Raw genomic sequence first — 13,105 nt, 5'->3', positions numbered from 1 at the left:
TCCTCTCCCCGCCCACCCCGCCCCCGGCGCCCCCGGGGGGGGGGCGGGGTTTTTGCCGCCCCCCACGCTTCTTCTTGCGGCGGTCCCGGCCGGTCCTGGCGTTGCGCGAATGATTTGCGATGCAACCTATTGGGAGCGCAGCGGGGCACCCGACGAACGGTCTCAGCGACACCGTTCACCAGCGCCACCGGCTCGGCATCCTCACCATCGCGGCAGAGGCCGAGCGGGTGGAGGTGGCCTACCTCCACGACGCACTGGAGCTCACCGCCGGCAACCTCTCCCGGCGCCTCGCCGTGCTGGAGGAGGCGGACCTGATTCAGATCGAGAGGGGCTACCACGGCCGGCGGCCCAAGACCTGGATCAGGATCACCCAGCAGGGGCAGAGTGCGCTGGCTGCCGAGATCAACGCGCTGCGGGAACTGCTCCGCCGCCACCAGCAGTCGCGTGCTTCCAGCTGACGGCGACAGGCGGCCGGCGCGGCAAGGCCGCCGGAAGCGGCCTCGCCGACAGGTCACAGCTTGCCGATCAGCTCGGCCAGTGCGGCGTCGCCCTGCGCGATGACCGGTCCGCCGGGATGGACGATCACCATGATCCGGTGGCAGCCGTCGAGTTCGACGTACGTCTGCGGGTCGCCGCCGGCCACCGACCACAGCAGCGCGAACCGGCTGGCGTGTCCGCTGCACGACTCCACCGGCCCGGCAGCCTTGAGGGCGTGCTCGATTGCCGTCCGGCGGTCCGCCGGCAGCACCGTCCCGAGCGCGAACTCGCCGTCGCTCCCCTGCGCGCTCTTCGGCACCTGGTAAACGCAAAGGCGAACCTGCTGCCCGGCGGGGAACGGCTCGGGGAGGGCTCCGGTGCGGGGGCCCGGCTTCCTCGTCGTCTCCACCGACAGCACGTCCTTCCAGCGCTGACTGCAACCGGCAGCGGCGGCCTCGGCCGACTCGATCTCGGCGACGGGGCGAGTCGCCACGGTGGTCAACGGCAGTGCGGCGAGGGCTTCCCGTACCTCGGGCCGCAGCCCCCGGCACAGGTCGAGGGGCATCCCGGGCCGCGTCCACCGGCCGTCGGCGTCGACGACCGCCAGCCAGGGCGCCAATGGCAGTGACGCGAAGCACCCCCCTCGTTTTGTGCGCGGCTCGTCCGGCAGGCGGAGCGCGGTGACGAGGGCGGCGACGTCGTCGGCACGACGTTCCGTCGCCACCATGTCCTCGCCTCCGTCAGCGCGTCGCTGCGATTCGTGTCCGCAGATGACGACCGCTGTCGGCGTGAAGTCACCATCGAGGCGGGGCAGGACGACCACGTCTTCAGCCGTGACCCTGAAGCCGGGGGTGGCCATCTCCGGTGCCGCGTCGGCACACGAGGTCCACCGCCCTTGCCCGCCCGGGTCGTCCGCCGTCGGGGATGGCGGGGCGTGGTTGCCACCGGCGAGCATCTGCACGCCTCCGACACCTAGTGCCACAGTCATCGTTATGGCGAGCGCGCTGCTTCCGATCAGGCGTTGCCGGTGCCGCTGGACCCGCCTCGCCACCGCGCCAACCCGATCCACCGGGGGCGTCAGCGGGGGAACAGCCTCGGTGAGCATGAGCTTGATGTCCTCATCGTCATGCGTCATGTCGTGACCTCCGGGTGGCAGACAGCTCAAGGTTCGGATCGGTACGCAGAATCCGTAGGGCACGGAATGCCTGCACCTTGACCGTGTTGTGCGAACAGCCGAGCACCTCCGCTGTCCGCTGGACCGTCAGGTCCTCGACGTAACGGAGCACCACGACCGCCCGCTGCTGTCGGCTGAGCCGGGCCAGGGCGCGGCGTACCGCGTCCCGGTCAGCGGACTCCCCCGCCATGTCGCCGTATCCGGACTTGTCCGGTGGCTGGCTTGAGATCTCATTGCGCCAGCGACGCCGCCACCAGGACACGTACGTGGTGAACAACGCTTTGCGTACGTATGCCTCGGGATGCCCGACAGTCGTAACCGTGGCCCAGCGCCGCCAGACGTCTGCCAGGACCGTCTGTAACAGGTCCTCCGCCCGCCCGGTGTCACCGGTAAGCAGCCAGGCCGAACGCAGCAGCGCATCGGAGCGCGCCGCGACGAACTCGGCAAAGCCCTCCGGCGGCCTCAGTTCCCGGGGTCGTTGCATAGGTATGTGCACCTCCACCACATGAACGCTCTGGGAGGACGGTGCGGTTAACGAGCAAGCCGATCAAAATCCGCGCACGCCGATCGCTGAGCCAGAAGTCACCGCCCGGCACTACGCCCACGCGGTGGACTCCCGCGACGCCGAGGTGGCCGCTCACCTGGACAAGGTCGGACGGGCACGATCGGGCACGAAAGCCCCGGATGGCGGGAAATGATCGGTGATCAAGGCTCTGACCTGGTGCCCCCGGCAGGATTCGAACCTGCGACACACGGTTTAGGAAACCGATGCTCTATCCCCTGAGCTACGAGGGCGCGAGCGCTCAGTTTAGCGACCTGCGCGTCGACCCGCGTTGGCAGGGAGCCACCCGCTTTGACCTGCGTTGCTCCTACCGGCAGGCCGGGGCGACGTCCACACGTGCGCCAGCAGCCGCAGAGTCGGTGTGTCGGCGTCGTCGATCGACCTTAGATTGATAAATTTGCATGTGTGGTTGGCTTCGGGTATGAAGGCTGCAAGCACGTCTGGGTGCTGGTTCCTCGGGAGGAGCGACGATGAAACATGCCCTGCGCCGCCTACGAACGGTGGCGGTCGCGCTCGGCGCCGGCACCCTCGGGCTGAGTCTGCTGTCGGTACCCGCCGCCGAGGCGTACTCGGTTCAGCCTCTCGCACCGCACTCCGAGCGGGCACCCGAATCGGAGCAGTTCTCGGCCGAGGGCGTCACCACGGTCGGCGAACTGAGGACCATCGACGGCTCGCTGTCCAACGCTCAGGACGGCGCGACGCAGATCATTCGGCACCCCGGCGCGTCGTACGTCAAGGTGCACTTCAGCTCACTGCGCCTGGCCCACGGCGACCACGTGACCGTGTCGAGCCCCGACGGCCGGGAGAGCTACCGGTACGACCGCTACCTGAACCGGGCAACCGGCGCGGACTACACCACGGACGGACAGCCGGGCTTCTGGGCGATGTCCGTGGAGGGTGACACCGCGGTGGTGACGCTGCACAGCAGCCGTGCCTCCCGCAGCAGCACCGCGACCATCGACCGGTTCTGGCGTGGCTACGACCGCGCGGAGATCGCGCAGCACAACTTCACCACGCAGTCCGTCTGCAGCACCGACGCCCGCCGCGACGTGGTCTGCTACCAGACCAGCCACCCCAACGAGTACGCCCGGGGCAGGGCGGTGGCGCGGCTGCTGATCAGCGGCGGTGGGTTGTGCACCACGTGGCGGGTCGGCAACACCAACCGCATGCTGACGAACAAGCACTGCTTCTCGACGCAGTCCGCCGTCAGCGGCAGCGAGATGCAGTTCAACTACCAGTGCGCCACCTGTGGCGGCGCGAACCCCGGCGCCGGCACCAAGGTCAGTGGCGCCACCCTCTACAGGGTGAGCAGCGGCGGCTCCAACCAACTGGACTACACCCTGTACTCGGTGAACAACTTCGCCAACATCCAGGGGTTCGGCACCCTGTATCTGGCGACGACCGCCACGACCACCGGCACGCGGATGTACGTTCCAGGGCACGGCGACGGCGACCCGAAGCGGCTGTCGATCTACGAGAACACCCAGAACGGTGCGACGTGCACCGTGCGGAACGCGAACTACAACACCTGGAACATCAGCTACAGCTGTGACACCTCCGGCGGCAACTCGGGCTCGCCGGTGCTGAACGCCAGCCACCGGGTCATCGCCCTGCACCACCTCGGCGGTTGCCCTTCGAACCAGGGCGCAAAGGCACACCTCATCTACAACGAGATCGCCAGTCTGATCGACAACGGCTGACGACGGCCCACCGGCATCCAGGGTCACGACCGCGACGCTCGAGCCGCCCAGTCGGCGGCCACCTTCCGTGGATCGCCGGTCCGGAACAGCGGCGGTTCGTGCAGCAGGAAGTCTCGGTGGCTGATGTTCCAGGCGTACGCCCCGGCCATGGCGAAGGCCAGCACGTCCCCCACGCCGATCGGCCCGGCGGTGGCCGAGCGGGACAGCACGTCCTTCGGGGTGCAGAGCTGGCCGACCACGGTGACCGGCCCGCCGTCGGTGCGGGGGCCGTCGACACCCTGCCGCCGGTGCACGCTGAACGGCTGCGGGTGGCCCTTCGCCGCGGGTGTACGCAGGTGGTGTGTGCCGCCGGACACCACCACGAACCACTCGCCGTAGGAGCGTTTCACGTCGATGACCTCGGTGAGGTACGCACCGCAGTAGGCGGTGACCGACCTGCCCGGCTCGATGCGCACCCGCAGGCCCGGGTACGCGTCGACGACATCCGCCAGGGCCCGGCCGTAGCTCGCCCAGTCGAATCGCGCCGCCGGGTCGGCGTAGTCGACGGCCATGCCTCCCCCGACATCGACCTCGGCGGCGCCGACCTCGGCGACAGACCAGCGGACCACGGCGGCGGCGACCGCGCCGGCGAGCGGGGCGTCCAGCCCGCTGGCCAGGTGGGCGTGGATACCGCGCACCTCGACGCCGACGGGCGGCCGGCGGGCGCACTCCACCGCGTCGGCCGAATCCATGCCGAACGGGCTGGGCCCGCCGCCCATCACCAGGCTCGCGCCGGGCGCGGCCACCGGTAGGTTCACGCGCAGCAGCACCTGGGCCGACCGGCCGGAGGCGGCGGCCAGCGCGCCGAGACGCCGCAGCTCGGCCGGCGACTCGACGTGGATGCGGTGCACCCCGGCGACGAGGGCCGCGGCGAGGTCCTCGTCGGTCTTGCCGGGACCGGCGTACGCGGCCGGCGCCCGACCCGGCAGCACCTCGGCCAGCCTCCGCAGCTCGCCACGGCTGGCGGCCTCGAACCCGTCGACGACCGGGGCGAGGGTCCGCAGCACGCCCGGATCGGGGTTCGCCTTGACCGCGTAGAGCAGCTCGACCCCCTGCGGCAGCGCCGCCCGGACGGACCGGGCGTGTGCGGCCAGCCCGTCGAGGTCGTGGACGTAGACCGGTCGGGTCACCGTGGACCGCCCAGCGGATTCGGCACTGGCACGAACGGGGCGGCACGGTCGGCGTCGCGTCGCCAACGGACCAGCAGGTTCGCCTTGGCCACCAGCGGCTCCCCACTCAACAGCGCGCGCAGCTCCGGCGGATCGCCGAGGTCGGCCGCCACCGCCTCCACGACCGCCCGGAGCTCCTGCCACAGCCGCGGCTCGATCCCCGGTCGCGCGTCGGCGAGCGCGCCGCAGACGCCGCCCAGGTGGTTGACGAACAGGCAGTAGACGATGCGGCGGCGGGCGTCCCGTGGACCGGAGCCGACCTGCGGCGGGACGCCGTCCGGCCAGGTGGCCCACCGGTCGGTGTCCAGCTTCACCCCCTCCAGGTCCCGCAACAGCATCCGCACCGGGCGGCGATCCCGGTCGAGGACCACGACCACGTTCTGCAGGTGTGCCTCGTGCACGACGCCGTGGCTGAGCCAGCTCCGCAGCACCGCCGGCACCAGCAGCCCGATGTACGCGCGCCACCAGGCCACCGGATCCGGTGCCGCCAGCGGCGTGGCGGCCAGCGCCGCCGCCAGCAGCGGGGTGTCCCCGGGTCGCAGGTGCGGGCGCAGACCGGTGCGCAGGATGGTTCCGTACGCCTCGTCCGCGCCCGGGGCATCGACTGTGCGGTAGGCGGGCTCGGCGAGCAGCCCGACCCCGGCCGGCATCGGCACCCGGGCCAGCAGCTCGGTGAGGGCGACCGCGCCGGTGAGTTCGTACCGTGCGTTCTTGCGCAGGCAGTTGGTGATCCGCACGTGCAGGCTGGTTTTGACGAACAGGTCGGCGTCGGGGGCGTAGAGGGTGCGGACGCTCGCCGTCGGCCGTACCGGAACACCGGCCGCACCGAGGTGACGAAGCCGCGGGTCCGTTGGCGGGATCAGGGACAGCTGCCAGGGGTGCACCGGCAGCACCCGGTGCCCGGCCGGGGGCCGCGGCGGGTCGAGGGCGGTGATCAGCGGGTCGAACGGCCCGGCGCCGGCGACGAGGTCGTCCGGTACGGCGAGCCAGTGCAGCCGGAACGCGGTGCGCAGCTCCGGCGCGTAGGCCCGCCAGCTGTCCGGATCACCGCTGCGCCACTTCGGCGTGGGGTGGTGGGGGTGGCCGAAGACCAGCGACTGTTCGGATTCGACGTACGCGTCGATGGCCGGCTCGCCGGTGGGGGTGGGCTCCTGTGCCGGGCGCTCGGCGAGCAGCCGGGCCACCGTGTCCAGGCTGGCCTGGACCTGCCCGAGGAACTCGTCGTTCACCTGCCCGGTACGGGCGGCGAGCTCCGCCGCGACCAGACCGGCCAGGCCGGCCGCGTCCAGGTCCTCCCACCGGCCGGCGTCGGTGCTCCGCTGCACCGGGCCGGCGTAGCGGTGCGTGCCGAGCGGCGAGGTTCGGGCGACGGCGCAGCGCAGCGTCACGTCGAGGTGCCGCAGCAGCAGACGGGAGGCTCCGCCGACCACGGTGGCGTCGCCATCGGGCAGGGCGATCTCACGCAGCAGGCAGCCGAAGACGGTGTGGGCCGCGGCCAGGTCGGCGAGTTGGCTGGTGTCGACGCCAGGCCGGGAGCGCAGCTGTGCGCCCGTCATCGTGTCTCCCGGAGATAGTTCGGGCCGGTGCGCCGGTAGTACTTGTTGACGTCGGAGCAGCCGAGCCGCTGCTTGGGCAGCAGGGTGCCGGCGGTGACCATCGCCTTGATGGGCAGGTGGGCGGCCTGTAGAACCCGCTCGGTGAAGGATCGCACCGACGGCCCGTCGCCCCAACGGTCCCGGGCCGCGGCCAACCGGGGCGTGAGCGCGGCGGCCGGTGACGGCACGGGCATTCCTCTGTCGGCCAGGGCGATCAGGGGTGCCGCCGCGGCCAGGTGCAGGGTGATGGTGATGAACACGTCGGCCAGTTCCTGCGGATCGCGTGCCCACATCCGCTCGTCCCGCAGCGGCAGCCCAGCGGCGCCGCCGTGCCGGAGGTCCAGTCGGGCGCCGTCGTTGTCCTTGTAGAGCAGGCCGACCGTCCCGTCGGGGTGCACCAGCAGGTGAATGTTCTGCGGGTGCGCCTCGAGGGCCACCCCGTGCCGTAGCCAGAGGCAGACGTGCCAGTCGAGCAGGAGATCCAGGTAGGACTCCAGCAGCGTCTCGGGTCGCCCGGGACTGACCCGTTCGAGGACGGTGCCCGCGACCGGATCGGGTGCGGCGAGGGCGGCAACCGGCACCACCTGGACGCCGGCCAGATCGCGCGGATACCGACGAAGCAGGAAACCGCGGCGCTCGTCGCCGTCGACGTACGCGTAGGTGCTCTCGTCGGCATGCCGGATCCGGCCGGTGAAGGTCGGTTCCGCGGTGGCGATCCGTTCGAGCAGCCCGGCGACCGTCGCACCGTCGGCGAGTGAGCCCGGGTGCAGTGTCCGCCGGTTGCGGGCCCCGAGGCTCGCGGTCGGCAGCGGCAACTTCAGGTGCAGGTACGAGTCGTGGTCGAGCGCAACGGTCCGCATGGAGAGGGTGGGGCGCGCGGCGATCATCGGCAGGTCCGCCGCCGGTAGCGCGTCGCGTGCCGCGGTGAGCGGATGCGCCGGCATCAGCAGCTGATCCGGGCGCGGCGCCTGCGGCCACCACGCCGGAAGGTCACCGGTACGGGTCACCTCCTCGGCGGGAGCGGCGTACCAGCGCAGCGGGAAGCGCGGCGCGTGCTCGGGGGCGTACCGGAGAAGTTCGTCGTCGTCGAGCCCGTGCCGGCACCGGTCGGTGGGGTAGACCGGATGACCGTGGTGCGCGGCGAGCACGTCGTCCAGGAGCGCCGCAGGCATGCCGGTGGGGGTGATCACGCGCTCGGCGGCCATGGCGGCGAGCACGCGTGGGCGGGCACGGGCGGCGAGCCGCCGGGCCCGCAGGTCGGCTCGACACTCGGCACCGAAGTCCCGCCAGCCGGCCTCGGCCTCGACGTCACCGTGCGGAGCGAGCACCGTCAGCAGACCGTCCAGTGTGTCCGCCCGGCGGGTGGCCCCGTCGACGACGACGTGCACCACCGGCGCGGCGCTGCGCAGGGCCTGCTGGAAGCCGTCCGCGCGAACGGGTATCCGTAGCATCCCGGCGGTGTGCGGGATCTCCCACCACCCGGGAGCGGCCAGCCTGCCTCGGCTGAGCAGGCCGAGGTGGTCCTCGCGCAGGAGGGCGTCGAGCACCCGGAGGAACACCTCCCGCTCGCAGTCGTCGCTCACTCGACAATCGTCCACTGGAGGTCGCGGCGGAAGGCGGCCAGCGACCTCCGGACGGTGTCCTGGTCGGGGCCGATCGCGTGCAGCACGGCGAGGTAGTCGCGGTTGGTGCCGGTACGGGCGGCGGTGCGGCCCACCTCGCGGAGGGGTCGGCAGCTCAGCCGGACGTTGTCGTGGGTCGTGTCCAGTCGGCCGGGCGCGGCGGCGAGTCGGCCCGTCTGGTCCGCGCAGACATACTCGACCCGGGCGTACCGGTCGACGCTGGCGGGCAGGTCGAGGGCGGTCAGCGGTTCGCCGAGGTGCAGCCGGATGACGTACTCGAACAGCGGCACGCCGAGCAGCTCGGCGAGGATCAGATCCATCCGGTCACCGATGAGGCGGTAGTTGACCTCGATCAGGCGGACGCGGCCGTCCTGGACGACGTACTCGGTGTGGCAGGCGCCGAAGCCGACCCCGAGCGCGTCGAGCCGAGCCCGGAGCTGGGTGCTGGTCGGCTCCGCCGGGGGCGACCAGTCGAGGCTCTCCTCGGTGAAGGTCGGCGGCGGCCCGAGGTGGGTGCGCCATCCGCCGAGGTCGGCCAGCGCCGTACCGTCGCCGAGGGTGTCGTGGGTCCGCAGCTCTCCGGCGAGGTACTCCTCGACCACCAGGGCCACGTCCGGTCGCCGGCCGCGGATCTCGGTGACCCGGGCGGCCAGCTCGCCATGGTCGGTCACGAGGTAGGCGTCCTCGCTGGCCACCCCCTCGCGGGGTTTGACCACCGCTGGGAACATCTCGCCCGACACCGCGGGTGGGGCACCGGGGTTGATGGTGACGGAGCGGACCAGGTCGAGCCCGGCGGCCTCGATCGCCCGGCGGGCCGCGGCCTTGTCCTTGCAGAGACGTGCCGCGTCGGGATCCTTGCCGGGGAGACCGAGCTTGCGGGCGGCGGTGGCGGTCACCTCCTGAAGGTGGTCGCTGTTGGACAGCAGCGCCACCGGTCGGTCGGGTGCTGTCGCCGCGACCACCGCTGCCGCGTCACGGATCGCGCACCGCGCCACCGGCGCGTCGGCCGGCCACTCTCCGGGTCGATCGGTCAGCACGGTGACCGGCATCCCGAGCGAAGCCGCCGCCGGCAGGAACCCTTCCAGGACCGCGTCGGTGGGGTTGAGCGCGGTGATGTACAGCCGCATACCGCCTCCGTCGACTAGGACTATCGCGGTGATTAGGATAGCCTACCCTTATTGTGGCGTATGCGCGGTCTGCGTAGTTCTGCTGACTACCCGCCAGCGGTCCCGGACTCCGATCGTTGCGCCCGGTGCAGCAGCCCGGCGGCCACCAGACCACCGATCAGGACTGCGGCGGCGCCCACCATCTGCCCGGTCTCGAGCGCCGAGGCGAAGGCGACGGTGACGGCCTCCCGTTCCGGCCCTTCGCGGGCGGCGACGAGGGCCGCCGGGAACGATCCGGCACCGGCCAGGGCGGCGGGCAGCAGGGCGGCGAACCGCGCATTCAGTACGGCGCCCAGCACGGCGATGCCGAGGCTGCTGCCGACCTCGGTCATGGTGCCGTCGACCCCCGCGCCGGCGCCGGCCTTCTCCGTCGGGATCGCGCTCATCACCGCCTCGACGATCGCCGGGTTGGCCAGCGCGCAGCCGACACCCATGACGAGCAGCCCGCCCAGCAGCACCCCGTAGCCCTCGGAGGGGACGAGGGTGACCACGGCGAGACCACCCGCGAGCAGCGTCATGCCCGCGGCGATGGCAGCCGCCAGCCCGAGCCGACGAATCAGGGCCGCGGCCACGCCGCTGACGTTGAGCAGCACGATGGACAGAGCGAAGGGCGCCATCCGCAGGCCGGCCTCCCAGGCGGGGTAGCCGCGGACGAACTGCAGGTGCTGGGTGAGCAGGAACAGCGCACCGGTGGCGCCGAACGTGATCAGGACGACAACGGAGATCGCGCCGACGAAGCGCCGGTTCCGGAAGAAGTGCATGTCCAGCATGGGGTGGGCGGTCCGCCGCTCCCAGCGGACGAAGAGCCCGAGCAGCACCACGCCGACAGCGGCCGCGCCCAGTACCTCGGCAGACGCCCAACCCCGGTCCGGCCCGGAGATGATCGACCAGACGACCGCGGTCAGCCCGGCGGTGGAGAGCACCGCGCCGACCACGTCGAGGCGGCCACCGGCCGGATCGCGGGACTCGGGTATCAGCGCACGGCCGACCACCAGGCAGACCAGCACGATGGGGACGTTCATCAGGAAGATGGCCCCCCACGGCAGGTGGGCGAGGATGGTGCCACCGATCGGTGGTCCGACGGCGAAGCCCAACGCGCTGGTGGCAGCCCAGATGCCGATGGCCCGGGACCGCTCGGCACCGTCGAAGACCTGCATCGCGACCGCGAGGGTGGCGGTGACCAGCAACGCACCACCGATGCCCATCCCGGCCCGGGCGGCGATCAGCTGCCCGCTGGTGCTGGAGAGACCGGCGGCCAGCGAGCCGAGCCCGAACAGGACCAGCCCGGCGAGGAGCATCCGGCGGCGCCCGTACCGGTCGGCGGCACTGCCGGCGGTGAGCAGCAGACCCGACAACACCAGCGCGTACGCGTTGATCATCCATTGCACGTCGGCGGTGCTGGCGCCCAGCTCGGTGGTGAGCACCGGCACCGCCACGGTCAGCACCGTGTTGTCCAGCACCACGACGAGCTGGGCCGCGCAGAGCACGGCCAGGATGAGCCACCGGTGGGGCAGTCGGGCCGATGCCGTGGTCAGGGTGGTCGGTTGAACCGCCGGTTGACCGGCGGTCGGTGCGTGAACGGCCGCCCCGCGTCGGCCACCGGATGTCACGCCACCGCCTTCACACCGTCCGGTGTGTGCCGCGTGGCGGGCCCGGGGACGGGACGGGGCGTGCGGGGGAACCGCCGCTGGTGCGCGACGCCGAGGGCGACCCCGGCGACCACCAGCAGGATGGCGGCGATCGCGACGGCCGGATAGCCGACCTGGTCGGCCGCCGCGAGGCCGACGGAGGCGGCCACGAACGAGCAGACCAGCCCGAACGACGACAGCACCGTGAAGTCGCTGCCCCCGGTGTCCGGTCGGGAGTAGTCCATGTTGACCGTGTAGAGAACGACGTTGGCGACGGTGTAGGCGACCATGAAACAGCAGAGGGCGGCGATTGTCCCGCCCAGCGGCGCGCGACCGTTCATCAGCGGCAGCAGCATCATCGTCGACAACGCCAGGGCCAGCCCCCCGGCCACGAGCACACCGCCGCGCCCGAACCGCCCGATCCCCAGCCCCGCGACCAGACCGGCCACGATGGCCGGCGCGCTGATCACCACACCCGTCACCACGCCGATCCGACCCAACGACCATCCCGCATCGACCAGGGCCGGCGTCACCAGGGCGTACGCCATTCCGGCACCGACGTAGACCAGGGGCACGACGCCGAACGTCCACCACCGGCACCCCGGTTGGCCGAACACCGACAGCAGCGCCCGGTAGGCCGTGCCGACCCGGGCCACCCGGTCGGTACGGGCCGGCTCGCGGAACCGCCACACCACCAGCAGGCCGACGGCCGTCAGCGCGGCCAGCAGGCTGATCGCCGGCGCCCAGCCGAGCCGGTCGTAGACCAGGACGCAGGCACCGCCGCCGAGCAGGTTGCCGAGGTAGCTCGCCGCCACCTGGATGCCGTTGCCGGTCCCACGGGCCGACTCGGTGAGCATCCGCACGGCGACCGCGTCCACGGCGATGTCCTGCGTGGCGGAGAAGAGCACGTACAGCGCGCAGATGGCGATGACCGGGCCGAGCGCGTCGGCCGGACGGGAGAACGGCAGCAGCGCCAGCAGGGCGAGCACCAGGGCGCTCTGGAGCACGAGCAGCCAGGATCGGTAGTGGCCGCGGTGACGGGAGCCGTACCGGTCGAGGATCGGCGCCCAGAGGAACTTGACGGGCCAGATCAGACCGACGATCTGGAGCAGCGCCAGGGTGTCCAGCGAGGTGCCGCCGTCGCGCAGGATGGCGGTCAGCCCGACGGTGATGAAGCCGATGCCGAGGTACTGCGTGACGTACAGCGCGGTCAGGGTGCCGAGGCGACCCGTCATGCGGCTTTCCAGTACGCGAGGGACGTCAACTGTCCCTTGTCGACACCCAGGTTGCGCCGGACGTGCCGGACGATGCCGCGGGTGCTGGCCGCCTCGCAGGCCACCCAGTAGTGGGCCGAGTCGCTGGCCGGCAGGGCGGCACAGACCGTGTCGACCAGGTGTTGACCGGCGTCGCGCCGAGGCACCCAGGTGACGTCGTGGTGCGCCCGGGCCCGTGGCGTGAGCGCCTTCTCGCCCTCGTGGGCGTACTCCAGCCAGACCGTCGCCGGAATGTCGGCGCCGGCGTCGAGCAGGCTGTTCACCGCGGGCAGGGACGCCGCGTCGCCAACGAGGTAGAGGTGCTCGGGTGCGGGGTCGGGCAGTTGGAACGCGCTGCCCTGGACGGTCGCCCCGATGGTGTCGCCGACCCGTGCCGTGGTGGCCCAGCGGGCGGCACAGCCGTCGTGGACGGCGAATTCGAGGCTGAACCGGCCGGTCGCCGGGTCGGGGTCCACCAGCGTGTACGCGCGCTGGTGTGCTCGGCCGTCATTGTCGAACCACAGCCGGATCCACATGGTGGGGTGGACCCCGCACGCCTCCAGCATGCCGCCGCCGTCCAGGAGCAGCCGCTGGTAGTGCCCGTCGATCGACTCGGTGCCCAGCACGGTCAACCGAAAGTCCCGGCCTCCCATGGCCTTGAGGACCAGGGCCTCCCAGTTCCGTTTCACGCACCCCTCCAGGTAAGGTCCACCTTTGTTA

At 71.9% G+C, this 13,105-nt stretch carries 11 protein-coding genes and 1 tRNA gene; 2 read left to right on the top strand and 10 right to left on the bottom strand.

Going from position 1 to position 13,105, the window contains the following annotated elements:
- Window positions 1-119: 119 nt before the first annotated feature.
- Window positions 120-458, top strand: a complete 339-nt coding sequence (locus tag KBX63_RS12860; RefSeq protein ID WP_210911225.1) for a transcriptional regulator — start codon at window positions 120-122, stop codon at window positions 456-458.
- A 53-nt stretch (window positions 459-511) separates the two neighbouring features.
- On the opposite strand, the gene KBX63_RS12855 is transcribed toward KBX63_RS12860, so the two are convergent.
- The 3 genes from KBX63_RS12855 to KBX63_RS12845 all read right to left on the bottom strand — a co-directional run bounded on the left by KBX63_RS12855 (window position 512) and on the right by KBX63_RS12845 (window position 2,446).
- Window positions 512-1,612, bottom strand: coding sequence for a hypothetical protein (locus KBX63_RS12855; RefSeq protein WP_210911224.1), 1,101 nt, complete (start codon window positions 1,610-1,612; stop codon window positions 512-514).
- A complete protein-coding gene (locus tag KBX63_RS12850; RefSeq protein ID WP_247662176.1) occupies window positions 1,602-2,135 on the bottom strand; it encodes a SigE family RNA polymerase sigma factor in 534 nt (177 codons plus the stop codon). The genes KBX63_RS12855 and KBX63_RS12850 overlap by 11 nt, the downstream gene beginning before the upstream one ends.
- A 235-nt stretch (window positions 2,136-2,370) precedes the next feature.
- A tRNA-Arg gene (locus KBX63_RS12845) sits at window positions 2,371-2,446 on the bottom strand.
- Between the two features lie 237 nt (window positions 2,447-2,683).
- Between KBX63_RS12845 and KBX63_RS12840 the strand changes: the two genes are divergently transcribed.
- Window positions 2,684-3,913 carry a serine protease gene (locus KBX63_RS12840; protein WP_210911223.1) on the top strand — a complete coding sequence of 410 codons (1,230 nt, stop codon included), beginning with the start codon at window positions 2,684-2,686 and terminating at the stop codon, window positions 3,911-3,913.
- Window positions 3,914-3,936: 23 nt separating this feature from the next.
- On the opposite strand, the gene KBX63_RS12835 is transcribed toward KBX63_RS12840, so the two are convergent.
- The 7 genes from KBX63_RS12835 to KBX63_RS12805 form a co-directional block, all read right to left on the bottom strand.
- Complete coding sequence (locus KBX63_RS12835; RefSeq protein WP_210911222.1) at window positions 3,937-5,082, bottom strand: alanine racemase; 1,146 nt, start codon at window positions 5,080-5,082, stop codon at window positions 3,937-3,939.
- On the bottom strand, window positions 5,079-6,677 hold the full coding sequence (locus tag KBX63_RS12830; protein ID WP_210911221.1) for an IucA/IucC family siderophore biosynthesis protein: 1,599 nt from the start codon (window positions 6,675-6,677) through the stop codon (window positions 5,079-5,081). The genes KBX63_RS12835 and KBX63_RS12830 overlap by 4 nt, the downstream gene beginning before the upstream one ends.
- The gene (locus KBX63_RS12825) at window positions 6,674-8,299 is read right to left on the bottom strand and encodes an IucA/IucC family protein (protein ID WP_210911220.1); all 1,626 of its coding nucleotides are present in this window, start codon (window positions 8,297-8,299) and stop codon (window positions 6,674-6,676) included. The genes KBX63_RS12830 and KBX63_RS12825 overlap by 4 nt, the downstream gene beginning before the upstream one ends.
- Entirely contained in the window at window positions 8,296-9,465 is a 1,170-nt protein-coding gene (locus tag KBX63_RS12820; protein WP_210911219.1) for an acetyl-CoA carboxylase biotin carboxylase subunit family protein, read from the bottom strand. Before KBX63_RS12820 ends, KBX63_RS12825 begins: the two co-directional genes overlap by 4 nt.
- Window positions 9,466-9,551: 86 nt before the next feature.
- Window positions 9,552-11,039: an MFS transporter gene (locus tag KBX63_RS12815; protein WP_210911250.1), complete on the bottom strand. Its 1,488-nt coding sequence runs from the start codon at window positions 11,037-11,039 to the stop codon at window positions 9,552-9,554.
- A gap of 71 nt (window positions 11,040-11,110) precedes the next feature.
- A complete protein-coding gene (locus KBX63_RS12810; protein ID WP_247662175.1) occupies window positions 11,111-12,367 on the bottom strand; it encodes an MFS transporter in 1,257 nt (418 codons plus the stop codon).
- On the bottom strand, window positions 12,364-13,074 hold the full coding sequence (locus KBX63_RS12805; protein WP_210911218.1) for a siderophore-interacting protein: 711 nt from the start codon (window positions 13,072-13,074) through the stop codon (window positions 12,364-12,366). The genes KBX63_RS12810 and KBX63_RS12805 overlap by 4 nt, the downstream gene beginning before the upstream one ends.
- Window positions 13,075-13,105: the final 31 nt, after the last annotated feature.

This window comes from Micromonospora sp. U21 (assembly GCF_018070045.1).
Taxonomy (GTDB): Bacteria; Actinomycetota; Actinomycetes; order Mycobacteriales; family Micromonosporaceae; genus Micromonospora.
This window is presented reverse-complemented; position numbering and strand designations above follow the sequence as displayed.